This window comes from Pseudomonas sp. B21_DOA (assembly GCA_030544685.1).
Lineage (GTDB): Bacteria > Pseudomonadota > Gammaproteobacteria > Pseudomonadales > Pseudomonadaceae > Aquipseudomonas > Aquipseudomonas fluorescens_AO.
This window is the reverse complement of sequence record CP086683.1, coordinates 4,920,683-4,945,107: the sequence shown is the minus strand read 5'-3', so window position 1 is coordinate 4,945,107 and position 24,425 is coordinate 4,920,683. Positions and strand designations below refer to the sequence as shown.

Below are 24,425 nucleotides of genomic sequence, written 5' to 3'. Positions count from 1 at the left end.
GCGTCCTTCAAGCGGATTTCGGGATGAGGCGCTCAAACAGCGCCTCGACAGTATTGAAACGTTCTTCCGGGCGCTCCATCGGCACCTGGAATTTGAACATCGTCGCGCCTTCGAACTTGTAGCGCTTGGGCTGTGTCTGGATCAGCTTGATCAGGGTCATCGGGTCAACCGGTGTCTGCGCTTCGAACTCGATACGCCCGCCTTGCGGCCCGCCGTCGACTTTCTTGATGCCAAGCTTTTCCGCCTGCAGTTTCAGCGCGGTGATCCGCACCAGGTTTTTGGTCGGTTCCGGCAACAGACCGAAACGGTCGATCATCTCGACCTGCAGATCCTTGAGGCCTTCCTCGTCGGTGGCCGAGGCGATGCGTTTATACAGAATCAGCCGTGCATGCACATCCGGCAGATAATCTTCCGGAATCAGCGCCGGCACCCGCAGGTTGACCTCCGGGCCGCCGCCAAGCGGTTGATCGAGGTTCGGCTGCTCGCCCTTGCGGATCGACTTCACCGCGCGCTCGAGCATTTCCATGTACAGGGTGAAACCGACAGCCTGAATCTGTCCGCTCTGACCATCGCCCAGCAGTTCGCCGGCGCCACGGATTTCCAGGTCGTTAGTGGCCAGCACGAAACCGGCGCCGAGGTCCTGGGTATTGGCGATCGCCTCCAGACGCTTTTCCGCGTCCGAAGTGATCTGCTGGCGCGGCGGCGTCAGCAGGTAGGCGTAAGCCTGGTGGTGACTGCGGCCGACACGACCACGCAACTGGTGCAGCTGGGCCAGGCCGAACTTGTCGGCGCGCTCGATGATGATGGTGTTGGCGCTCGGCACGTCGATGCCGGTCTCGATGATGGTCGAGGCGATCAGCACGTTGAAGCGCTTGTGGTAGAAGTCGCTCATCACCTGTTCGAGTTCACGTTCGCGCATCTGCCCGTGGCCGATACCGATGCGCGCTTCCGGCACCAGTTCGGCGAGGTCGGCGGCGCATTTCTCGATGGTCTTCACATCGTTGTGCAGGTAGTAAACCTGACCGCCACGCAGCAATTCACGCAGCAGGGCTTCCTTGACCGTGCTCTTGTTCTGTTCCATTACGAAGGTGCGAACCGACAGGCGTCGCGCTGGCGGCGTGGCGATGATCGACAGGTCGCGCATGCCCGACACCGCCATGTTCAGCGTGCGCGGAATCGGCGTCGCAGTCAGGGTGAGGATGTCGACTTCGCTGCGCAGGGCCTTGAGCTGTTCTTTCTGGCGTACGCCAAAACGGTGTTCTTCGTCGATGATCACCAGCCCGAGGTTTTTGATCTTCACGTCGTCGGACAGCAGCTTGTGCGTGCCGATGACAATGTCGATCTTGCCTTCCGCAAGATCAGCGATCGCCGCGTTGACTTCCTTGGCCGACTTGAAGCGACTCATCACTTCGACGGTCACTGGCCAGTCGGCGAAGCGGTCGCGGAAACTGTTGTAGTGCTGCTGGGCGAGCAGGGTGGTCGGCACCAGAATCGCCACCTGACGACCGCCGTGCACCGCGATGAACGCCGCGCGCATGGCCACTTCGGTCTTGCCGAAGCCAACGTCGCCGCAGACCAGACGATCCATCGGTTTCGGCGCAAGCATGTCTTCGCGCACGGCCTCGATGGTCGCTTGCTGATCCGGCGTTTCTTCGAACGGGAAACCGGCGCTGAAGGTGGCGTAATCGGCCTTCGGATCGGCGAAGGCATAGCCTTCACGAGCGGCGCGACGGGCGTAGATGTCGAGCAATTCGGCGGCGACGTCGCGCACTTGTTCGGCGGCTTTGCGCTTGGCTTTCTGCCAGGTTTCCGAACCGAGGCGATGCAGCGGCGCGAGCGAATCGTCGCTGCCGGTGTAACGTGCGATCAGGTGCAGGTTGGCGACCGGCACGTAGAGCTTGGCGTTCTCGGCGTATTCGAGGGTGAGGAATTCGGCGGCCTGATTATCGATTTCCAGAATCGTCAGGCCCAGATAGCGGCCGACACCGTGGTCGATATGCACCACCGGCGCGCCTTCGCGCAGCTCGGTGAGGTTCTTGATCACCGCATCGTTGCTGACGTCGCTGCGCTTCTCGCGGCGGCGACGTTGCATCACTCGTTGGCCGAACAGCGGGCTTTCCGCCACCAGCGCCAGCGCCGGGTCGTCGAGCAGCAGACCTTCGTCGAGCGGGGCGATGGTGATCGCCAGACGATCCTTGCTGGCGACAAAGTCTGGCCAGCTGTCGATGGTTTTCGGCCGCAGCTTCAGACGTTCCAACAGTTCCAACAGGACTTCGCGACGACCCGCCGATTCGGCGGTGAACAGCACGCGACCGGGGAACTCTTCGAGGAAGCCGGCCAGCGCCGCCAGTGGCTGCGTGGCTTTCGCTTCGATGGCCAGATCCGGCAGCGCGTGCGCCGGGAAGCGTTCACGGCCGACACCGCTTTCAACGTCTTGCTGACTGGCGACGACTCGCGGCCAATTCTTCAGGCGCGCAAAGCAGTCTTCCACCGGCAGGAACAATTCGGCCGGTGGCAATAAAGGACGCGAAGGATCGACACGGCGTTCTTCGTAACGATTGCGCACGTCGTTCCAGAAGTTCTCCGCCGCCTGCTCGATGCCCGGCAGCGAGAACACTTGTGTGTCCTGGGGCAGGTAATCGAACAGCGTCGAAGTTTCGTCGAAGAACAGCGGCAGGTAGTACTCGATACCGGCCGGGGTGATACCACTGCTCAGGTCCTGAAAGATCGGGCAGCGGCGGAAGTCGACGTCGAAGCGCTCACGGAAACGCGCCTTGAACCGGGTCACCGCGTCTTTCTGCAACGGAAACTCGCGCGCCGGCAGCAGCTTGACCGACTCGACCTTGTCGATCGAACGCTGGGTTTCCGGATCGAAAGTGCGCAGGGTTTCGATCTCGTCATCGAACAGGTCGATGCGATAGGGCAGTTTGCTGCCCATCGGAAACAGGTCGATCAGCGCGCCGCGCACAGTGAACTCACCGTGCTCATACACCGTGTCGACATAGCGATAGCCGCTGGCTTCGAGCCGTGCGCGCATCAGTTCAACGTCGAGCTTCTGGCCGATATCCAGCACCAAGCTGCTGCCGAGGAGGAATTTGGTCGGCGCCAGGCGATGCAGGGCGGTGGTGATCGGTACCACCAGCACGCCGTGGGCCAGTTCCGGCAGGCGATACAGGCTGGCGATGCGCTGGGAGATGATGTCCTGGTGCGGCGAGAACAGGTCGTAGGGCAGGGTTTCCCAGTCGGGGAAATGCAGTACGGGCAAATCCGGGGCGAAGAAACTCAGCTCCTGTTCCAGCCGTTCGGCACTTTGGCTGTCGGCGGTCAGCAGCAGGGTAAAGCGCTTGGCAGCGCTGGCAGCCTCGGCAATCGCCAGGCTAAGGGCGGCACCGGGCAGATTGCCCCAGTGCTGTTTACCTGCTTCGGCAGGGAGTAGCGGTAGACGCAGAACAGGCACGGAAGGTTGAGCTCCAGGCGTTGCGACAAAGTCGGTAATTGTAGCGGCCTCCGGTGCCGCCTGTCAGTTGCAGACTGCGTCTATCTTCAGGGTTTGGACGAAATGTAGTGGTAACCATAAAAACGAGCACTTTTTTCGTGGTTATGTAGTGCCGAAACCGGGCGGTGTTACGGAGGGTTACAGACATCGTCTAACACTCGTCGAAAAATTGACTGCGCTGAAAGCCCCGGTTTTCCTGGGCTGGAGAAGGGCGTAAATTTTTTGAACGGGATTTTGTTACCGATCGCGCGACAAGCGCGCATTGCTGAAAGGGCTTGTCGGCGGCATAATGTAGCCCCTTTTTCTGCCCCTACATGTGGAAGGTTACCGTGACTCAGAAGCCCGACCAGTGTCTTGGTGAATGGATCGACCGTGAAGCACTCGCAGAAGCGATGATCCCGCTTATCGGTCAGCTCTACCGCAATAACAACGTGGTTAGCTCGATCTATGGCCGCAGCCTGATCAACCAGTCTGTCATCGCGATTCTCAAAGCTCACCGCTTTGCTCGCCACCGTTCTTCGGACGACAGCGAACTCTCCGTCCACGAAACATTCCCACTGCTCAAGGCCATGAGCGAGCTCAAGCTCGGCGCGGCGTCGGTGGATCTGGGCAAGCTGGCGTTCAAATTCCGCAATGAAGGCAACGGCCGCAGCGCCGAGCAGTTCGTGCGTGAAGAGATGGCTGACGTGGTTGGCCAGCAGAACGCCTCGGCCCGCAAAGGCACTGACGTTGTTCTGTACGGCTTCGGTCGTATCGGCCGTCTGCTGGCGCGCATCCTGATCGAGAAAACCGGTGGTGGCGACGGCCTGCGTCTGCGTGCCATCGTCGTGCGCAAAGGCGCCGAGAACGACCTGACCAAGCGCGCCAGCCTGCTGCGTCGCGATTCGGTACACGGTTCGTTCAACGGCACCATTACCATCGACGAAGAAAACAACACCATCACCGCCAACGGTAACCTGATCCAGGTGATCTACGCGAAGAACCCGACCGAGGTGGATTACACCCAGTACGGCATCAAAGACGCGCTGCTGGTGGACAACACCGGTGTATGGCGTGACGCCGATGGCCTCGGTCAGCACCTGGCCTGCCCGGGCATCGACCGCGTTGTTCTGACCGCGCCTGGCAAGGGCAAGCTGAAGAACATCGTTCACGGCATCAACCACGGTGAAATCACCGCTGACGACAAGATCGTCTCGGCAGCTTCCTGCACCACCAACGCCATCGTGCCGGTGCTCAAAGCGGTCAACGACAAGTTCGGCATCATCAACGGTCACGTTGAAACCGTTCACTCGTACACCAACGACCAGAACCTGATCGACAACTTCCACAAGGGCGATCGCCGTGGTCGCAGCGCCGCGCTGAACATGGTGATCACCGAGACCGGCGCCGCTACCGCTGCTGCCAAGGCTCTGCCTGAGCTGGCCGGCAAGCTGACCGGTAACGCGATCCGCGTTCCGACGCCAAACGTGTCGATGGCCATTCTCAACCTCAACCTTGAGAAAGCCGCCACCCGTGAAGAGATGAACGGGTACCTGCGCTACATGGCGCTGCACTCCGAGCTGCACAAGCAGATCGACTTCGTCAATTCGCAGGAAGTGGTGTCGACCGACTTCGTCGGCTCGCGTCACGCTGGTGTGGTCGATGCTGAAGCGACCATCGTGCAGGATAACCGCGTCGTTCTGTACGTTTGGTACGACAACGAGTTCGGCTACAGCTGCCAGGTGGTTCGCGTAATGGAAGACATGGCTGATGTGAATCCGCCAGCGTTCCCGCGCTAAGCCTCAGGCTTGAATGAAAACGCCCCGGCATTTGTCGGGGCGTTTTTGTTTGTGGAGTGATCGTTCCCACGCTCTGCGTGGGAATGCAGCCCGGGACGCTCTGCGTCCCATTGGAACGCGGAGCGTCCCTTGAAGCATTCCCACGCAGAGCGTGGGAACGATCGCGCTGGCGGGTGCGATCTAACGGGCGCCGCCAACCATAGCAGCCTGCGCCGTGCGCAACTCATGCCGGTTGCCACGGAACAACACCAGTGTCGCAATCAACCCCAGTACCGCCGCGCCACTGAGCCAGATCCCCGGCGCTGCCTTGTTGTCCAGCACATGAATCAGATAGGTACACGCCGCCGGCGTAAAGCCGCCGAACGTCGCCGTCGCCAGGCTGTAGGCCAGCGAGAAACCGGTCGTGCGCACTTCCACCGGCATGATCTCGGTCAGCGCCACCACCATCGCGCCGTTGTACGAGCCATAGAGGAACGACAGCCACAATTCGACAATCAGCAAATGGCTGAAGCTCGGATTCGCCACCAGCCACGACAGTGCCGGATACGCCGTGAGGATCGCCAGAATCGTCGCTGCCAGCAGCAGGGTTTTCTCCCGATCTTGTCGGATACCGCGCCCATCACCGGCAGCCAGAAGAAGTTCGATAAGCCGATGCACACGGTCACCAGCAAGGCGTCGAGGTCCGACAGATGCAGCTCGGCCTTGCCGAACGTCGGCGTGTAGGCGGTGATCAGGTAGAACGACACCGTGGTCATCACCACCAGCGCCATGCCGGCGATGACGATGCCGAAGTTCTGGCCGATCGAGCGGACGATCTCGCCGAGGGTAGGGCGGTGGGTGCGCGCCTGGAATTCCGGGGTTTCTTCCAGCGAGCGACGGATGAAAAAATTACCGGCACGATCATGCAGCCGATCAGGAACGGCACGCGCCAGCCCCATTCGCCCATTTGCTCCGGACTCAGCCAGTGATTAAGGCCAACGCCGAGCAAACCGGCGAACACCACGGCTGCCTGTTGGCTGGCCGACTGCCAACTGACGAAGAAGCCTTTGCGACCCGGCGTTGAAATCTCCGCCAGATACACCGACACACCGCCCAGTTCCACGCCTGCCGAGAAGCCTTGCAACAGACGGCCGAACAACACCAGCAGCGGCGCGGCGACACCGAGCGTCGCGTAGCCGGGCACGCAGGCAATCAGCACCGTACCGGCGGCCATCATCGCCAACGTGATGATCAGGCCTTTACGCCGTCCGTGACGGTCGATATAGGCACCGAGGAAAATCGCCCCTAGCAGGCGCATCAGGAAACCGGCGCCGAAGGTCGCCAGCGACAGCATCAGCGAAGCAAACGCGCTGTCGGTGGGGAAGAAGGTTTTGGCGATAGCCGTGGCATAGAAGCCGTAGACCATGAAGTCGAACATTTCGAGGAAGTTGCCGCTGACAACGCGAAAGATCGCTTTGCCTTTGCCCGTGGTGGAGGACATGGGAGGTACTCACTGTTCAATTTGTATAAAGGCGTTGCAGCCATGGGGAAGCGAGCGGGCGCTTGTAGTTCATAATGGCCGCCGTGGTTTTGCGGGGAGATGAAGAATTGTTAACTGGACGCTGGTGGGGGCTTGTGGTCTTGGCGGCGGCTTTGGTCGGCTGCGACAACGGCGATTCCCTGGAACAGGTCGGCGGCTCGACCATGGGCAGCACCTGGTCGGTCAAGTACGTGCGCCACGCCGATGTTGCCGATCCTGCGCAAGTGCGCGGTGAAGTGGAGCGCATCCTCGGCGACGTCGATCAACAGATGTCGACTTACCGCAGTGACTCCGCCATCCAGCGTTTCAACGCCTTGCCTGCCGACAGCTGCCAATCCATGCCGGCAGCGGTGCTCGAATTGGTCCGCATCGGCGAACAGCTTTCAACGCAAAGCGAAGGCTCCTACGACCTGACCGTGGAACCGCTGCTGGACCTCTGGGGTTTGGCCCGCAAGGACGCGAAGAAAAGATCCCTGATGCGGCCGCTGTGGCCGAGGTCATGCAGCGGGTCGGCCATCAGCATCTGCGCATCGATGGCGAGCGGTTGTGCAAGGACGCCGCCGTCGAAGTCGACTTCAACAGTATTGCCGCCGGTTACGCCGTGGATGCCATCGCCGCCAGATTGCAGGGCATGGGCATCGACAATTATCTGGTTGAAGCCACGGGCGAACTCAAAGCCCGCGGCAAGAAGCCGGATGGCTCAGCGTGGCGCATCGCTCTCGAAGAGCCTCGCGATGACCAGCAAGTGGCGGAGCGGATTATCGATGTCGATGGCTACGGCGTATCCACCTCCGGTGGCTACCGCCACTATTTTCTGCAGGACGGGCGGCGTTATTCCCACACCTTCGATGCACGCAGCGGGCGACCTGTCCTACACGACCTGGCGTCAGTCACAGTGATTCATCCTTCTGCGTTGATGGCCGATGGACTATCGACGCTGTTGCTGATTCTTGGGCCGGAAAGGGCGCGGGACTATGCCCAAGAGCATGACATTGCTGCATTCTTTGTCTTGCGTGCCGATACAGGTTTCGTCACCCGCAGCAGTCAGGCATTTACGCAGCTTGTCGGTGAAAAAACTGACCGAAGACAAGACGAAAGCTGGCGTTGTAGTGCAGGCAAAAGTAGCCTACGACGCGACCAAGGGTTAATGTGCGCGGCGTTGACGCTTCTATAGACTGTGTCCGGGTTCTCTACTGGCCCCCAATTGTTCCTTCGCGCCGCCGTTCGGCGTGATTTAGCCGCCGGTGCTGCTGGCACCGCGGCCTGTTCTGAGGAGTACGCATGGCTGTCTACAACTACGACGTGGTGGTACTGGGTTCCGGCCCGGCGGGAGAAGGCGCGGCAATGAACGCCGCCAAAGCGGGGCGCAAGGTCGCGATGGTCGACAGCCGTCGTCAGGTCGGCGGCAACTGCACCCACCTCGGCACCATCCCGTCCAAGGCACTGCGTCACTCGGTGCGGCAGATCATGCAGTTCAACACCAACCCGATGTTCCGCGCGATCGGCGAGCCACGCTGGTTCTCCTTTCCGGACGTGTTGAAAAGCGCCGAAAAAGTCATTTCCAAACAAGTCGCATCGCGCACCGGCTACTACGCCCGTAACCGCGTCGACGTGTTCTTCGGCACCGGCAGCTTCGCCGACGAGCAAACCATCGAAGTGGTCTGCGGCAACGGTGTGGTCGAGAAGCTGGTGGCCAAGCACATCATCATCGCCACCGGTTCGCGTCCGTATCGCCCGGCGGACATCGATTTCCACCACCCGCGTATCTACGATAGCGACACCATCCTCAGCCTCGGCCACACCCCGCGCAAACTGATCGTTTACGGCGCCGGCGTGATCGGTTGCGAATACGCATCGATCTTCAGTGGTCTGGGTGTGCTGGTCGAGCTGGTCGACAACCGTGGCCAGTTGCTGAGCTTCCTCGACTCGGAAATTTCCCAGGCGTTGAGCTACCACTTCAGCAACAACAACATCACCGTGCGTCATAACGAAGAGTACGACCGCGTGGAAGGCGTGGACAACGGCGTGATCCTGCACCTGAAATCCGGCAAGAAGATCAAGGCCGACGCCTTGCTCTGGTGCAACGGCCGTACCGGCAACACCGACACGCTGGGTCTGGAAAACATCGGGGTCAAGGTCAACAGCCGTGGCCAGATCGAAGTCGACCAGAACTACCGCACCTGCATAGAGAACATCTACGGCGCCGGTGACGTGATCGGCTGGCCAAGCCTGGCCAGTGCCGCCCACGACCAGGGTCGTTCGGCCGCCGGCAGCATCGTCGACAATGGCAGTTGGCGCTTCGTCAATGACGTGCCGACCGGCATCTACACCATTCCGGAGATCAGCTCGATCGGCAAGAACGAGCAGGAGTTGACTCAGGCCAAGGTGCCGTACGAAGTCGGCAAGGCCTTCTTCAAGAGCATGGCGCGGGCGCAGATCGCCGGCGAGCCGCAGGGCATGCTGAAGATTCTCTTCCACCGCGAAACGCTGGAAGTGCTCGGCGTGCACTGCTTCGGTTATCAGGCGTCGGAGATCGTTCACATCGGTCAGGCGATCATGAACCAGCCGGGCGAGCTGAACACCCTGAAGTATTTCGTCAACACGACGTTCAACTACCCGACCATGGCCGAAGCCTATCGGGTAGCGGCGTACGACGGCCTCAACCGGCTTTTTTGACGGGCTCCGGCCGGTGGCCTGAGCCGGCCGGGGAGACCGATTTCAGCAATTCTCAAGGGTGGCAGTGGCCAAACCGGGAAAGTCTGTAATCAGGCTGTCAACGCCGAAGTCGGCGAGTCTGCGCATCAGTGCAGGCTCGTTGACGGTCCACACCGACACATGCAGGCCCTGCCGCTGCGCCTTCTGCAGGCGTTCCGGCGTACACAGCGTCCAGTTCAACGCGAGAATCTCGCAGCCATAACTGGCTGCAACCTTTAATGGGTCGAGCCAGGCATATTCGGCCACCAGTCCACGCGACACGTCCGGCACCAGGTCCAGCGCTGCCTTCAAGACTTCCCGCGAACTCGAAGTGATCGTCACCTTGTCGAGCAGGCCGTGGCGCTGAGCCATTTCGCGAATCGCCAGCACGGTAGTCGCCGCGCGGGTGCGTGAAGCGCTTTTGACTTCCAGTTGCCAATGCTCGAAATCACATTTCTCGAACAACTCTTCCAGCGTCGGAATCGGGCACGGCTTGATCCAGCCCGGGCCACCCTTGCGCGCGTCGTAGGTGACCAGTTCGGCGGCGGTGTGCTCGACGACTTTGCCGCGACGCTCGGTGGTGCGCTTGAGCGTCGGGTCATGAATGACCATCAGCTCGCCGTCCTTGGACAGGTGCAGATCCAGTTCGCAGCGGCGCACGCCGTGCTTGAGGCATTCCTGAAAGCTGCTCAGGGTGTTTTCCGGTGCTTCGCCCTTGGCGCCGCGGTGGCCGTAGATGAGGGTCACGGTGCTTCCTTAAGTTAAATGCCAGATTCGTTCTGTTCGCGGGCCAGACGGCGTTCCTGGGCCTGCTTCTGCAAAATGTAGCGCGCGAGCAACTGGCGCTGAGCATCGGTCGGACGCTCGAACTCGGTGCCGACGTCATAGCCATCGCCCTTGGGGTCGCAATGGGTGACCCGAGCGCGCAGCAGCAGGCCAAGCGCCTGCGGCATCAGCACCAGTTTTACCGACAGGTGCGCGCCGGTGGCAATCGGGGTCGGGTACTGAAAGTCGATCCCGCCCTCGGAGATGATCACCGGCTGCGGCTCGCCGATGTGGCCGAGCACGGTCAGGGCGATCACCTGGCTGAGCAGGTCAATGCGTTTGTTCTGCGATTTGAGGAACGCGGCGATGGCGCGGTCGCGCTCGCTGATCTGCCGCAACAGGTGCTGCGACTCGAATTCGCTCAGGTGCAGTTCGCTGAGCAGGTTGAAGAGCGGGGAAGCATCCTGCAACACTTCCTGGCCTGCGGCTTCGGGAGCGGACAGGGGCCGAATTTCCAGTGCGATCGTGTCCTCGATACGGTAGTATTCGCGGCGATCTTCTTCATCTAATGTCGACATGGCGAACCCATGGTAGCGGCGGTGGTCTGAGTGTAAAGCTGGTTTTCGACCCCCGCCACAAGGACGTTCCTTTTCCCTCCGAACAAGCCCCGACATGTTCAGACCTCTCTTCGTATTTATCGGCACGCGTTATACCCGTGCAAAGCGTCGCAATCATTTTGTGTCATTCATTTCCCTGACTTCGATGATCGGGCTCGCCCTTGGCGTGGTCGTGATGATCGTCGTGCTGTCGGTGATGAACGGCTTCGATCATGAGATGCGCACCCGCGTGCTGGGCATGGTGCCCCACGCTACTCTCGAGACCGGCGAGCCGATCAATGACTGGCAGAGCCTGGCCGACAAGGTTAGGCAGAACCGGCAGGTGACGGCGGTGGCGCCGTTCACCCAGATGCAGGGCCTGCTGACCAACAACGGTCAGGTTTCCAAGGTGTTGCTCAATGCCATTGATCCTGCGCTCGAGCGCAATGTGTCGATCATCGACAACTTCATGAAGCAGGGCAAACTCGACGAACTGACACCGGGCAGCTTCGGCATCGTCATCGGCGACAAGGCGGCGACCAAGCTCGGCGTCGGCATCGGCGACAAGGTTACTTTCGTTGCGCCCGAGGTTAGCGTGACCCCGGCCGGGATGTTCCCGCGCATGAAGCGCTTCACCGTGGTCGGGATTTTCCATGTCGGCGCCGGTGAGCTCGACGGCTACCTCGGCGTGACCAATCTGCAGGATCTGGCGAAAATGCACCGCTGGAAAGCCGATCAGGTGCAGGGCCTGCGGCTGAAGTTCGACGATCTATTCCAGGCCCCGCGCGAGGCGTGGAACATTGCCCAGCAGCTCGGCGAAGATCATTACTACGCCCGCGACTGGACCCGCACCCACGGCAACCTGTATCAGGCGATCCGCATGGAAAAAGCCATGATCGGGCTGCTGTTGCTGCTGATCGTCGCCGTCGCCGCGTTCAACATCATTTCCACGCTGGTGATGGTGGTGAACGACAAGAAGGGCGACATCGCCATTCTGCGTACTCTTGGCGCCACTCCGGGCACGATCATGCGCACGTTCATGGTGCAGGGCACGGTGATCGGGGTGGTCGGCACGGCCATTGGCGCGGTAGTCGGGATCCTTGCGGCGCTGAATGTCAGTGCGGCCATTTCGGCGCTTGAAGGGCTGATCGGCCACAAGTTCCTTAATGCTGACGTGTATTTCATTGATTATCTTCCTTCGCAGGTACAGAGCCAGGACGTCGTCATGGTCTGCGCCGCTGCGTTGGTCCTGAGTTTCCTCGCCACCCTGTATCCCGCCTGGCGTGCCGCGCGCACCCAGCCGGCGGAGGCGTTACGTTATGAGTGAGTCGGGCATGAGTGAACAAGCAATTCTGAGCTGCCGTAACCTGGGCAAATCCTACGAGGAGGGCCCTGAGTCGGTAGAAGTGCTGGCCGGCCTGCAACTGGAGTTGCACCCGGGCGAGCGTGTGGCGATCGTGGGTAAATCCGGTTCCGGCAAAAGTACCTTGCTCAACCTGCTCGGCGGTCTCGATACGCCGAGCAAAGGCAGTGTCTGGCTCGACGGCGAGGAGCTGTCGGCATTAAGCGAGAAAAAGCGTGGCCTGCTGCGCAACCGCGCCCTCGGTTTCGTTTATCAGTTTCACCATTTGCTGCCGGAATTCACCGCGCTGGAAAACGTCTGCATGCCACTGTTGATCGGCAAGACCGCCATCCCGGAGGCGCGTCAGCGTGCCACGGCATTGCTGGAGCGCGTCGGTCTCGGCCATCGTCTGGAACACAAACCGGCCGAGCTGTCCGGTGGCGAACGTCAGCGCGTCGCCATCGCCCGCGCCCTGGTCAACAACCCGGGGCTGGTGATGCTCGATGAGCCGACCGGCAACCTCGACCTGCACACCGCCGAAGGCATTCAGGACCTGATGCTGGAGCTGAGCACGTCGATGCGCACGGCGTTCCTGGTGGTGACGCATGACATGAACCTGGCTCGCCAGATGGACCGCGTCCTGCAGCTGCAGGAAGGCTGCCTGACTCCCATCTGACTGGCTGAAACCCGGCGCTCGTAACGGCGCCGGGTCTTTTATTTCTATACGGTGCCCCAGCGAATGTTCAGACCGTTATCGATCTTTATCGGCACGCGCTATACCCGCGCCAAGCGCCGCAATCGCTTTGTTTCGTTCATTTCGATGACCTCGATGATCGGCCTCGCCCTCGGCGTGCTGGCAATGATCGTGGTGCTGTCGGTGATGAACGGCTTCCAGCGCGAAATGAGCTCGCGCATCCTCGGCATGGTGCCCCATGCGACCATCGTTGGCGTCAAGCCGATCGACGACTGGCAGCCGGTGGCCGCTGCCGCGATGAAAAATCCCGAAGTGACCGCCGCCGTGCCGTTCACCGAGATGGAAGGCATGCTGTCCTACAAGGGTTCGATGCAGCCGATCCAGATCAGCGGCGTTGATCCGGCGCAGGAAGGCAAGGTGTCGATCGTTGCCCAGCATATCGTCCAGGGTCGTCTCGATGCCTTGAAGCCGGGCGAATTCGGTGTGGTGATTGGTGAAATCACTGCGCGGCGTTTCCGCCTCAATGTCGGCGACAAGATCACCCTGATCGTCCCGGAAGTCAGCACCGCGCCGGGCGGTATCACCCCGCGCATGCAGCGCCTGAATGTGGTGGGCGTGTTCAAGGTCGGCGCCGAGCTGGACGGCTCGATGGGCCTGATCCACGTCGCCGACGCCGCGACCATGCAGCACTGGCAGCCGAATCAGGTGCAGAGCGTGCGCCTGGCGGTCAAGGATCTGTATGCGGCGCCAAAGGTGTCCGCAGACATTGCCGGTGGCCTCGGTGCCGACTTCAAGGCTGACGACTGGACCCACACCCAAGGCAGCCTGTTCAGCGCGATGAAGATGGAAAAAACCATGATCGGCCTGCTGTTGCTGATGATCGTCGCGGTGGCGGCGTTCAACATCATCGCGACGCTGATCATGGTGGTGAACGATAAGGGCGCCGACATCGCGATCCTGCGCACGATCGGCGCCACGCCACGCCAGATCATGGCGATCTTCATGGTGCAGGGCACGGTGATCGGTATTGTCGGCACCATCATTGGCGGCGTGCTGGGCGTGATTGCCGCGCTGAATGTCAGTCAGATCGTGGGCTGGATCGAGCGAGTCAGCGGGCAGCATATCTTCAGTTCGGACGTGTATTTCGTCAGCAATCTGCCCTCGGAACTGCAGGGTGGGGATGTGCTGTTGATCTGCTCGGCGGGGTTCATTCTGAGCTTTCTAGCGACGGTGTATCCGGCGTGGCGGGCGGCGAAGATCGAGCCGGCGCATGCGTTGAGATATTCGTAAGCGACTCCATGCTCGTTCCCACGCTCTGCGTGGGAATGCCTCAACGGACGCTCTGCGTTCGGCTCTTGAAGGGACGCGGAGCGTCCTGGGCTGCATTCCCACGCAGAGCGTGGGAACGATCAGGTCCGAGGCAACTCGATTACAAACCGCGTCCAGCCCGCCTCAGATTCGCAATGAATCGTCCCGCCATGTGCCCGCACGATCGACTGAGTAATCGCCAGCCCCAACCCCGCATGTTCACTGCTACCTTCCTGCCGCGCCGGATCCGCCCGATAGAAGCGGTCGAACAAACGTGGCAGCACCTGCGCTGAAATCCCCTCACCACTGTTCTCGACGCAGACGCGCACGGCTTTCGCCTCGTCGACGATGCTCAAGCGAACGTATCCCTCAGCCGGGGCGAACCGCAGCGCGTTATCCAGCAGATTCGACAAGGCCCGGCGTAACATGCCGCGATCACCGTCGATTCGCGCCTCACCTTCACGGCTGAGACTCAAGCCAGCGTCTTCCGCCAATGGCGCAAAAAACTCCAGCAGCATGTCAGCTTCATCCGCCAGTTCCAGCGGTTCGCGCTTGGGCATCAGCAAGCCGTGGTCAGCCTTGGCCAGGTAGAGCATGTCGTTGACCAGTTGCGCCATCCATTGCAGTTCTTCGAGGTTGCTGTGCAGCGCTTCGCGGTAGTCCTCCAGTGCCCGTGGGCGGGTGAGGGTGACCTGGGTGTGGGTCAGCAGATTCGACAACGGTGTGCGCAGCTCATGGGCAATGTCGGCGGAGAACGCCGAGAGGCGCTGAAACGAGTCGTCGAGGCGTGCGAGCATGGCGTTGAAGCTGTAGGCCATTTCGGCAAGTTCTGGCGGCATCTTCTCTTCAGGCAGTCGGGCATTCAGCGATTGCGCGGAAATCCCACGAGCCACGGCGCTCATTCGGCGCAACGGGCGCAGACCACTGCGCGCGGCCCAGGCACCGAGCAGGGCGGTAGCCAGCGCTGACAGGCCGACGGTCAGCCAGATCAGATGCTGCATGCGCGCAAGGAAATGCTGGTGATGGGTGATGTCCAGCAGCAGCGTGAGTTGCGGCGAATCCGCTGTGTCCGGATAGAGTGGGGCGCGCAATACGCGGTAATCGGTGCCGTCATGGCTGATCGTCGACAGGCCGGTTTGCAGCGGCAGATTCTTCGGAATCTGCACCGAGCTGTCATACCAGTGCTGACCATCGCCACTGGTGATGCGCAACGACAGATCGGCCTGACGGCTGAGTTCATCGGCCAGCCGCGCCTCGCGCTGGGCAGGTTGGAGATCCTGTAAGGCGCGGCGCAGGCCGATCAGTTTCGTCTCCAGTTGTTGCTGATCAAGCTCGATGAAGTGCGCCTCGCTGGCGCGGTCGAACAGCACCCCGGCGAACAGCGAGACCACCGCAGTGCAGGCGGCAAACAACAGGGCCAGGCGCGTGCTCAAGGACAAACGACGCATCACAGCGAACGCACTTCGAGCACGTAGCCCATGCCGCGCACGGTGTGGATCAACTTGTTGGGAAAGTCATCGTCGATCTTCAGGCGTAAGCGGCGGATCGCCACTTCGATGACATTGGTGTCGCTGTCAAAATTCATGTCCCAAACCTGCGAGGCGATCAGCGATTTGGGCAGGACCTCACCCTGACGGCGCAGGAGCATTTCCAGCAGGGCGAATTCCTTGGCGGTCAGGTCTATGCGCTGGCCGTTGCGTTCGACGCGGCGGCGGATTAGGTCCAGGCGCAGATCGGCCAGTTGCAGGCTGGTTTCCTGGGCGACTGCGCTGCCGCGCCGCAACAGGCTGCGCACCCGCGCGAGCAATTCGGAGAAGGCGAATGGCTTGACCAGATAATCGTCGGCGCCCAATTCGAGGCCGTGAACCCTGTCCTCCACGGCGTCTTTGGCAGTAAGAAAAAGTACCGGCGTGGCGAGGCCGGCGCTGCGCACCGCTTGGAGAATCTGCCAGCCACTGCGCCCGGGCAGCATCACATCGAGGATCAACAGCGCGTACTCGCCGCTCAACGCCAATTGCTGGCCACTGATGCCGTCAGCCACCAGCTCGGTATTGAACCCGGCCTCGGTCAAACCCTGGCGCAGGTATTGGCCGGTTTTCGCTTGGTCTTCGACGATCAACAGTTTCATGGGCGACTCGGGCGGGGATGGTATGTAGAAGGGCGAGGGCGTTATACCGTGAGATCCGGCGATAAGCACCAAGCTGACAAAGTTGTAATCTGCCTGTCAGGTCGATGCCAGCGCGGGGTGGTTAGAGTTTCCCACAGGCTGAACCTTCTCTTGTTGGAGCGTGACCATGTTTTATCGTACATCCCTGACGTTAGCTGCCTGTCTGCTGGCATTGAGTTCGCCTGTTTCGGCGACCCCGGCGCACGCCTTCGCGTTCGGCAAGCCGGCAGCCGCGAGCCTAGCCACGCGGACTATCGAAATCGTCATGGGCGACATGAACTTCGACCCGAAAGCCATACAGGTCAAGGCCGGTGAGACCATTCGCTTTGTGCTGGTGAATAAAGGCCAGTTGCTGCACGAATTCAACCTCGGTGATGCGGCGATGCATGCCAGCCACCAGCAGGAAATGTTGCAGATGCAGCAGAGCGGCATGCTCACGCCTACCGGCATGAAAGAAATGTCCCACGACATGGCGGGCATGGATCACGCGGCGATGGGCCACGGCATGCAGCATGACGACCCCAACAGTGTACTGGTCGAGCCCGGTAAAACCGCCGAGTTGACCTGGACCTTCAGCAAGGCCACGGCGCTCGAGTTTGCCTGCAATATTCCCGGGCATTATCAGGCGGGCATGGTTGGCAAACTGACAGTCAGTCAGTAAGCACTCAAAGGCGCGGGCAAAGGCTGGTAGAATCCGCTGATTCTTCAGTCAGGTTTCCGCCATGCATCCCGCAGCCGAACATTCGCCGCTGGGCAAATCCAGCGAATACATCGCCACCTACACGCCGTCCCTGCTGTTCCCGATTCCGCGCACCGCGAAATGGGCCGAGCTGGGCCTGAGCGCCGAAACCCTGCCGTATAAAGGCGTGGATTTCTGGAACTGCTTCGAGCTGTCGTGGCTGCTTCCCTCGGGCAAACCGGTGGTGGCGATCGCCGAATTCAGCATTCCGGCGGACTCGCCGAACATCATCGAGTCGAAGTCGTTCAAGCTGTACCTGAACTCGCTGAACCAGACGCCATTCGCCGACGTCAGCACATTGGAAGCGACGCTGGTCAAGGATCTGTCCGCCGCTGCCGGCAAACCGGTGGGCGTTCGCGTTCGCAGTCTGAAAGACGTGGAAGCTGAAGGCGTGGTGGCGTTGCCGGGCGTGTGCATCGATGATCTGGATATCAGCGTGAGCAATTATGAGCACCCGCGTCCGGAGCTGCTGCGTTGCGACAATTCCCGCGTGGTCGAGGAGAGCGTGCACAGCCACCTGCTCAAATCCAACTGCCCGGTGACCAGCCAGCCGGACTGGGGCAGCGTCGTGGTGGAATATCGCGGCGCGGCGCTGGATCACGCCAGCCTGCTGGAATACATCGTCAGCTTCCGCCAGCACTCGGATTTCCACGAGCAATGCGTTGAGCGGATTTTTCTTGATCTGCAGCGGTTGCTGAAGCCGGAGAAACTGACGGTATTTGCGCGCTATGTTCGGCGCGGCGGGTTGGATATCAACCCGTATCGCAGTACCGAAAGCGTACAGCTGCCGAATCATCGCCTCGTACGTCAATAAGATCCGGAATGTGCGATATCCAATGTGGGAGCGAGCCTGCTCGCGAATGCGGTGTGTCATTCAACGATGATGTCGACTGACACGACGCCTTCGCGAGCAGGCTCGCTCCCACAAGGGCTTGCATGCACATTTTGCAAATGAAAAAGCCCTGCCATCGCTGGCAGGGCTTTTTTGTGCGGCGGGCGTCAGATGCCCATGCTGCCCAGCGTATTCATGATGTTGCGCAGGGTGCCGGCGATTGCCGGGTGTTCGACTTCGAAGCGCTCGACCGCCAGGTTCACGCCGTCGGCGATGCTCGCGTCCTGGGTGGCAGTTTCCAGCTGGATTTCCGATTCGATCTGCGCCATCAGCGCATGCAGATCCTCACGCTCGGCTTCCGACAGCGGTGGATTGTGTTCCAGCTGCTCGCGCAGGGTATCGAGCTGTTTTTGCAGTTCTTGGGCGGGCATGGTGGTTTCCTTTTATCAATAGGCACTGGCATTGACCGCAGCCGCGCGCCAAAGGTCTATGGCTGACCTTTAGATTAATCCACTCTGGGTAAACCTGCATGACGCCGATCAGGGCTTTTCGCCTTTGGCGCGGCGCAGGCTGATATCGGCGAGACAGGCGTCGAGTTCACCGAGATGATCGATCACCGAATGCACGCCCAGGCTGAACAGCTGCACGGTTGCCTTGCCGCGCAACTGTTCGCGCTCCTTTTGCGACAGAGCCTGCCACTCGCTCGGGCTCAGGCCGCACAGCGAGCCACAGGATGCCAGCCCAATCGTCCACAACCCGGCATTCAGGCCGGCCTGCAACAGGCGCGGCTCACCGCTGACCAGCACGCAGCCATCGAGTCGGTCGATGTTCAGATCCATCAAGGCTTGCCAGCATGCATTGGGCGCCGGCCATGGATTCATTGTTGCTGAATGTTGCGTCGGCTTGATCCAGTCCGGCAGCGAGGCGGCCAGTGACTGAGCGAGGGCAGGGGGTAACTCATCCAGCCATGCGCAGGGAATCTGCTGACGCTGCAAGCTTTTCAGGCTATCGAGTGCGCCAGGGGTGGCTTCGGTGTGTTGCGTCTGGGCGAGGGTCTGCTGCGCGGCCCGTGCACCGAAATCCACCAGGCAGCCGCTGAGGCCGAACAGTACGGCCGTCAGGCGGGGCGCGGCGACGGGCAAGGTTTCGGCGTGTGTCATGGCAACGTCCCTGAAATAACGCTCAAGGCTAGGGCGCGCGGGTGACAGTTGCATGACAGCCCTGTGAAAGTCGGCGTAGGAAACTTCCTGCATATCCTTGCTGCGGCGCACTGCCCAAATCGCCGTTTACGCTTATACTAGCGGCCTCAACGCACGGGCCGAGCGTCCGCGCCAGTATCAAATCCAAGGAGTTTTTCTATGCGCTGGAGCCCTTCGCTCACTCAGCTAAGTGTTTGTGCCAGCCTGTTGCTGGCGCCGTTCGCCACCCAGGCGGCCACCGAAGAAGACCCTTGGGAAAGCGTCAACCGGCCGATTTTCCAGTTCAACGACTTCGTTGACACCTACGCGCTGAAGCCATTGGCGCAGGGTTATGAGTTCATCACTCCGCAATTCGTTGAAGACGGCATCCACAATATGTTCCGCAACGTCGGCGACGTCACCAACCTGGCGAACAACGTTCTCCAGGCCAAACCCGCTGCCGCTGGCGTTGATACTGCCCGACTGATTTTCAACACCACCTTCGGTCTGCTCGGCTTCTTCGACGTCGGCACCAAGATGGGCTTGAACCGCAGCGACGAAGACTTCGGTCAGACGTTGGGCTACTGGGGCGTAGGCAGCGGCCCGTACGTGATGCTGCCGCTGATGGGGCCGAGCACCCTGCGTGACGCACCGTCGAAATACGTCGACAGCTTCACCGGCGCGTACCGCTACATCGATCACGTGCCGACGCGTAACTCGATCTTCGGCCTGAACATCGTCGACACCCGCGCCAGCCTGCTGTCGAGCGAGAAGCTGATCAGTGGCGACAAATACACCTTCATCCGCAATGCTTACCTGCAGAACCGCGAGTTCAAGGTGAAGGACGGTCAGGTCGAAGACGATTTCTGATTTCGACCGGTGACAGAAAGGCGACCCCTCGGGTCGCCTTTTTTGTGCGCGGCAGAGCAACGCCAGTGACCGTCGCTACCTTCCATCGGGTTACGCTTGGGGCGGTTCTTATAACTCCCGGTGATTTGACAAACAAAGTCGTCAAGCGACAATCGGCGCATGCTTGAAACGCTCTGCGGATGGGAGTACCGTCTGCGCCTTAGAAGGGCACCTCTGTTTAAAACCGCGCGCCAGGCGAATGCTTGAAAGTGCTGCAGCAGAGAGGCTAGAAAGCGAATCCAGTAGTCTGCGCAGGGCCGTTGCCCCGCTCACTACGCCAACCTAATTCTGGCGCCGTTTGCCCACATGCCAAAAACCAGTGCCACGCTGCTGATAATCGATGATGACGAGGTAGTGCGCGCGAGCCTCGCGGCCTATCTGGAAGACAGTGGTTTCAGCGTCCTGCAGGCCGGCAACGGTCAACAGGGTCTTCAGGTATTCGAGCAAGACGAGCCCGATCTGGTCATCTGCGATCTGCGCATGCCGCAGATGGGCGGTCTCGAACTGATCCGTCAGGTCACCGAGCGCTCGCCAGAGACGCCAGTTATCGTCGTCTCGGGTGCCGGGGTGATGAACGACGCGGTCGAGGCCCTGCGCCTGGGCGCGGCGGATTACCTGATCAAGCCTCTCGAAGATCTGGCTGTGCTCGAGCATTCTGTGCGTCGGGCCCTGGATCGAGCGCGGCTGCTGCTGGAAAACCAGCGTTACCGCGAGAAGCTGGAGAAGGCCAACCGCGAGCTCGAAGCCAGCCTGAACCTGCTCCAGGAGGACCAGAACGCCGGTCGCCAGGTGCAGATGAACATGCTGCCGGAAAGCCCGTGGAGCATCGACGAATTCCACTTTGCCCACCAGATCATCCCGTCGTTGTACCTGTCGGGTGATTTTGTCGACTATTTCCGCGTCGACGAGCGCCGGGTCGCGTTTTACCTGGCGGATGTTTCCGGGCATGGCGCGTCATCAGCCTTCGTCACCGTGCTGTTGAAGTTCATGACCACGCGTTTGCTCTTCGAATCGAAACGCAGCGGTACCTTGCCGGAGTTCAAACCTTCGGAAGTGCTCGGTCATATCAACCGGGGCTGATCAGTTGTAAGCTGGGTAAACACGTCACAATGGTCGGTGGAGTCATCGACGAGGAGACCGGTTTGTTGACCTATAGCATTGGCGGCCATCTGCCTTTGCCTGTGTTGTACACGCCTGACAGTGTTCGTTATCTCGAGGGCCGTGGCCTGCCGGTGGGGCTGTTCAATGAAGCCACCTACGAAGACCACGTGCTTGAGCTGCCGCCGACGTTCAGCCTGACGCTGATGTCTGATGGCATTCTGGACCTTTTGCCAGAAGCAACGCTCAAAGAAAAAGAGGCTGCTTTGCCTGAACGGGTGAAGTCAGCGGGCGGCAGCCTGGATGGTCTGCGGCAAGTGTTTGGTTTGGCCACGCTAGGGAGATGCCGGATGATATCGCCCTGTTGGTGTTGAGCAGGAATCTTCAATGAGTACCGGTAGAATCCAGTTCGCCGAGCAGGACGGCACCTTTGTCCTGAAGTTCGTCGGTGAAGTTCGCCTGACCCTGTGTTCGGCGTTGGATGCGACTATTGAGAAAATCTTCACCGCGTTGAATTTCAACGCGATCGTGATCGATTTGACCGAAACCCGCAGCATCGACAGCACGACGTTGGGCCTGTTGGCCAAACTGTCGATCCTGTCGCGGCAGAAGGTCGGTCTGTTGCCGACGGTTGTCACCACCCACGAAGACATCACCCGTCTGCTGCAATCGATGGGCTTTGAGCAGGTGTTCAACATCGTCAACCACCCGGTGCCGTGCCCGGAGTGCCTGGACGACCTGCCGGATCAGGATCAGTCGGAAGAAGTGGTGCGAATCAAAGTGCTGGAAGCGCACAAGATTCTCATGGGCCTGAACGATTCCAATCGGGAAGCGTTTCATGATCTGGTGAATGCGCTGGAGCGGCATTGATCCAGTGAATTGAGGAAGCATGGGCCGGGCTCTTCGCGAGCAGGCTCGCTCCCACATTTTGATCAGCGCTTACCATAAAAAAGGGCGAACCCTCACAGGTTCGCCCTTTTTGCATTCTACAAACTCAAATCACAGCTTGGCCTGCAGCAACGCTTCCAGCTTCTCCTGGTCGCGGGCGAACTGACGGATGCCTTCAGCCAGTTTCTCGGTGGCCATCGCGTCTTCGTTGGACAACCAGCGGAATTGCGCTTCGTTGAGACTCAGACGCGCTTCACCGGTATTGCCCGGCGCCAGTTTGCGTTCCAGCTTGCCGGTGTCGGCGGCCAGCTTCTCCAGCAGTTCCGGACTGATGGTCAGGCGATCGCAGCCGGCCAGTTGTTCGATCTGGTTGATGTTGCGGAAGCTCGCGCCCATGACCACGGTCTTGTAGTCATTGGCCTTGTAGTAGTTGTAGATGCGCGTCACCGACTGCACGCCAGGATCATCGGCGCCGGTGTAGTCGTTGCCGTTGGCCTTCTTGTACCAGTCGTAGATGCGGCCCACGAACGGCGAGATCAGGAACACCCCGGCATCGGCGCAGGCGGCGGCCTGGGCGAAGGAGAACAGCAGGGTCAGGTTGGTCTGGATGCCTTCCTTCTCGAGGATCTCGGCAGCGCGAATGCCTTCCCAGGTCGAGGCGATCTTGATCAACACGCGGTCGCGGCTGACGCCAGCCTTGTCGTACAGCTCGATCAGACGATGCGCACGCTTGAGGATCGCATCCTGGTCGAAGGACAGACGCGCATCCACTTCGGTGGAGATGCGGCCCGGAACCACGTTGAGAATTTCCTTGCCCACTGCGACGCCGAAACGGTCGCTGGCCAGGCCGACATCGCCCTTGCAGTCGCGAACGCAATCGTTCAGCAGTTCGGCGTAGCCGTGAATGGCCGAAGCCTTGAGCAGCAGGGAAGGGTTGGTGGTGGCATCGGTCGGTTTGACTCGGGCGATCGCTTCGAAGTCGCCGGTGTCGGCAACCACGGTGGTGAACTGTTTGAGTTGTTCCAGCTTGGAAGTCATGGGCGTGCTCTATCCTATGGGTCTGAAGACATTACCCGAGCGCTGACGGGCACTCAAGGGTGCATTCGTGGATCGATGGCCCCTGCGGCAACAACCTGAAAACGATTGTTTGAAAGGTGGGGCGCGGTGTCGCTGAATACGATGCCAAAACAGCCCACAGGTTCAAAGCAACCGACCTGTGAACAGACCGGTTGCCCACGACCTACTCGGCGTTCAACAGACCTTCCACGGACAAGCGTGCCGGTTTTGGCTGGCCGTCGGAGGTGAGAAAGCCGAAGTTCTTCTCACGATCATTGCTGCCGGAATCACTGTTCCTCCATTCATAGATAGAAGTCAGCGGGATATTCAGACGTTTAACGTCAGCGATAAACGCGTTGATCTTGGTCGCTTGTCCCTCAGGCCCGCCGTTTGAGGCGAGGGCCGAAATCCCCATTCACTGATCACCCCCGGCAGATTGAAATTCTGCTGGATGAACGTCTGCGCGTTGCTGATCTGCGTGGCGGTCATGCCATAAGGATGATAGGAAACGGCGTTCAGGCATTTGGGGTAATCGCTGACGATACTTTTCATCGCCACCGTCGAAGCCGAGCCTGCGCTTGGCGGCCGAGCGAAGCCGAAGCCGACCCGTGGTGTCATCTGCGGCTGGCCTTCGAAGGCCTTGCACATGCCAGCCATGAACGGCACGAAAGTGGTGTCGAAATTGCGCGTCGGCCAATAGGTTTCCAGGTCGGGTTCGTTCCAGATTTCGATCGCCACCAATTGCGAACTCCAGGATTTTTCCAGCCCGGTCACGGCGTTGGCGAACTTACCGCCGGCGGCGTTCAGCTCCTCGGGCGATGTGGCCGGCAGTGCCTTGATTGCGCGCACTGTCAGCAGCACCGGAAGCCCGGCGGAAGCGGCGGCGGCGAAGGCGTCGCTGACCTGTTTTTGATAAGTCTTGGCGGTGAGGCTGTCGCTCCACACGCCGAAGCGCACAAAGCTGAAGCCTGCTGCCTTGATTTGCGCGGCATCGGCAGCGGTGAAGCTCTGGATCTTCACCTGAACGCCGATGGTTTTCGCTGGAAGGTTGGGGAACAGCTCACTGGCGTGAACCTGACTGGTGGCACCGAGCGCCATCAGGGCTAAGGCGGCGAGTTTATTGCGCTGTGCTGTTTTCATGTCTGCTCTCCTGAAGAGAATGACAACTACGAATGTTTATCCCGTTACTCAATTTCCGATAACGATGATGGCACTAAGTGCGTGAATGTTATTTTTTGTCAGGAAAACAGCAACTGAAAATCACAGTTATTTTTAGTCCGCTAATTGTGGTTGGGGCGGCTTAAAACGCTGTGGTACTTAATGTTCCTGTACTAACAGGGCGAAGCTATTTCTGAGTGCAGGAAAG

Annotated in this window: 18 protein-coding genes and 5 pseudogenes; 11 read left to right on the top strand and 12 right to left on the bottom strand. The window is 60.3% G+C overall.

Annotation, left to right across the window (positions count from 1 at the left end; translation table 11 throughout):
• Window positions 1-7: 7 nt before the first annotated feature.
• A complete protein-coding gene (gene mfd / locus LJU32_22850; GenBank protein ID WKV88285.1) occupies window positions 8-3,457 on the bottom strand; it encodes a transcription-repair coupling factor in 3,450 nt (1,149 codons plus the stop codon).
• 353 nt (window positions 3,458-3,810) lie between these two features.
• On the opposite strand from mfd, the gene LJU32_22845 reads away from it, so the two are divergent.
• Complete coding sequence (locus LJU32_22845; protein ID WKV88284.1) at window positions 3,811-5,274, top strand: glyceraldehyde-3-phosphate dehydrogenase; 1,464 nt, start codon at window positions 3,811-3,813, stop codon at window positions 5,272-5,274.
• A 180-nt stretch (window positions 5,275-5,454) separates the two neighbouring features.
• On the opposite strand, the pseudogene LJU32_22840 reads toward LJU32_22845, so the two are convergent.
• A pseudogene (locus LJU32_22840) lies at window positions 5,455-6,754 on the bottom strand (MFS transporter).
• Between the two features lie 16 nt (window positions 6,755-6,770).
• A complete protein-coding gene (locus tag LJU32_22835) occupies window positions 6,771-6,980 on the bottom strand; it encodes a hypothetical protein (protein ID WKV91226.1) in 210 nt (69 codons plus the stop codon).
• Here LJU32_22835 and LJU32_22830 point away from each other — a divergent pair.
• Together LJU32_22830 and sthA are read left to right on the top strand one after the other, a co-directional pair.
• Window positions 6,958-7,874, top strand: a pseudogene (locus tag LJU32_22830) (FAD:protein FMN transferase). The gene LJU32_22835 and the pseudogene LJU32_22830 overlap by 23 nt on opposite strands.
• A gap of 200 nt (window positions 7,875-8,074) precedes the next feature.
• Window positions 8,075-9,469 (top strand): Si-specific NAD(P)(+) transhydrogenase, encoded by a 1,395-nt coding sequence (gene sthA / locus LJU32_22825; GenBank protein ID WKV88283.1) that lies wholly within the window; start codon window positions 8,075-8,077, stop codon window positions 9,467-9,469.
• A gap of 42 nt (window positions 9,470-9,511) precedes the next feature.
• On the opposite strand, the gene LJU32_22820 is transcribed toward sthA, so the two are convergent.
• Together LJU32_22820 and LJU32_22815 are read right to left on the bottom strand one after the other, a co-directional pair.
• A complete protein-coding gene (locus LJU32_22820) occupies window positions 9,512-10,234 on the bottom strand; it encodes a glycerophosphodiester phosphodiesterase (protein ID WKV88282.1) in 723 nt (240 codons plus the stop codon).
• Between the two features lie 14 nt (window positions 10,235-10,248).
• Window positions 10,249-10,830 (bottom strand): PilZ domain-containing protein, encoded by a 582-nt coding sequence (locus LJU32_22815; protein ID WKV88281.1) that lies wholly within the window; start codon window positions 10,828-10,830, stop codon window positions 10,249-10,251.
• Between the two features lie 94 nt (window positions 10,831-10,924).
• On the opposite strand from LJU32_22815, the gene LJU32_22810 reads away from it, so the two are divergent.
• The 3 genes from LJU32_22810 to LJU32_22800 all read left to right on the top strand — a co-directional run bounded on the left by LJU32_22810 (window position 10,925) and on the right by LJU32_22800 (window position 14,174).
• Complete coding sequence (locus LJU32_22810; protein ID WKV88280.1) at window positions 10,925-12,175, top strand: lipoprotein-releasing ABC transporter permease subunit; 1,251 nt, start codon at window positions 10,925-10,927, stop codon at window positions 12,173-12,175.
• A 7-nt stretch (window positions 12,176-12,182) separates the two neighbouring features.
• On the top strand, window positions 12,183-12,866 hold the full coding sequence (gene lolD, locus LJU32_22805) for a lipoprotein-releasing ABC transporter ATP-binding protein LolD (protein ID WKV88279.1): 684 nt from the start codon (window positions 12,183-12,185) through the stop codon (window positions 12,864-12,866).
• Between the two features lie 63 nt (window positions 12,867-12,929).
• Window positions 12,930-14,174 (top strand): lipoprotein-releasing ABC transporter permease subunit, encoded by a 1,245-nt coding sequence (locus LJU32_22800; GenBank protein ID WKV88278.1) that lies wholly within the window; start codon window positions 12,930-12,932, stop codon window positions 14,172-14,174.
• Window positions 14,175-14,293: 119 nt separating this feature from the next.
• On the opposite strand, the gene LJU32_22795 is transcribed toward LJU32_22800, so the two are convergent.
• A complete protein-coding gene (locus LJU32_22795; protein WKV88277.1) occupies window positions 14,294-15,640 on the bottom strand; it encodes a heavy metal sensor histidine kinase in 1,347 nt (448 codons plus the stop codon).
• On the bottom strand, window positions 15,640-16,320 hold the full coding sequence (locus LJU32_22790) for a heavy metal response regulator transcription factor (GenBank protein WKV88276.1): 681 nt from the start codon (window positions 16,318-16,320) through the stop codon (window positions 15,640-15,642). Before LJU32_22790 ends, LJU32_22795 begins: the two co-directional genes overlap by 1 nt.
• Window positions 16,321-16,486: 166 nt before the next feature.
• Between LJU32_22790 and LJU32_22785 the strand changes: the two genes are divergently transcribed.
• Window positions 16,487-17,020 carry a cupredoxin family protein gene (locus LJU32_22785; protein WKV88275.1) on the top strand — a complete coding sequence of 178 codons (534 nt, stop codon included), beginning with the start codon at window positions 16,487-16,489 and terminating at the stop codon, window positions 17,018-17,020.
• 61 nt (window positions 17,021-17,081) lie between these two features.
• Window positions 17,082-17,912, top strand: a complete 831-nt coding sequence (queF, locus tag LJU32_22780; GenBank protein WKV88274.1) for an NADPH-dependent 7-cyano-7-deazaguanine reductase QueF — start codon at window positions 17,082-17,084, stop codon at window positions 17,910-17,912.
• 25 nt (window positions 17,913-17,937) lie between these two features.
• Here the strand turns inward: queF and LJU32_22775 are convergent.
• From LJU32_22775 to LJU32_22765, 3 genes and pseudogenes are all read right to left on the bottom strand, one after another.
• A pseudogene (locus LJU32_22775) lies at window positions 17,938-18,042 on the bottom strand (metal ABC transporter ATP-binding protein).
• A 55-nt stretch (window positions 18,043-18,097) separates the two neighbouring features.
• Complete coding sequence (locus LJU32_22770) at window positions 18,098-18,361, bottom strand: DUF4404 family protein (GenBank protein WKV88273.1); 264 nt, start codon at window positions 18,359-18,361, stop codon at window positions 18,098-18,100.
• 108 nt (window positions 18,362-18,469) lie between these two features.
• Window positions 18,470-19,090, bottom strand: coding sequence for an HAD family phosphatase (locus tag LJU32_22765; GenBank protein WKV88272.1), 621 nt, complete (start codon window positions 19,088-19,090; stop codon window positions 18,470-18,472).
• 198 nt (window positions 19,091-19,288) lie between these two features.
• On the opposite strand from LJU32_22765, the gene LJU32_22760 reads away from it, so the two are divergent.
• From LJU32_22760 to LJU32_22750, 3 genes and pseudogenes are all read left to right on the top strand, one after another.
• Complete coding sequence (locus LJU32_22760; protein ID WKV88271.1) at window positions 19,289-19,978, top strand: VacJ family lipoprotein; 690 nt, start codon at window positions 19,289-19,291, stop codon at window positions 19,976-19,978.
• 345 nt (window positions 19,979-20,323) lie between these two features.
• Window positions 20,324-21,506, top strand: a pseudogene (locus tag LJU32_22755) (SpoIIE family protein phosphatase).
• Entirely contained in the window at window positions 21,503-21,985 is a 483-nt protein-coding gene (locus LJU32_22750; GenBank protein WKV88270.1) for an STAS domain-containing protein, read from the top strand. Before LJU32_22755 ends, LJU32_22750 begins: the two are co-directional and overlap by 4 nt.
• A 129-nt stretch (window positions 21,986-22,114) precedes the next feature.
• On the opposite strand, the gene tal is transcribed toward LJU32_22750, so the two are convergent.
• Entirely contained in the window at window positions 22,115-23,041 is a 927-nt protein-coding gene (gene tal, locus LJU32_22745; GenBank protein WKV88269.1) for a transaldolase, read from the bottom strand.
• 202 nt (window positions 23,042-23,243) lie between these two features.
• Window positions 23,244-24,199, bottom strand: a pseudogene (locus LJU32_22740) (cellulase family glycosylhydrolase).
• Window positions 24,200-24,425: the final 226 nt, after the last annotated feature.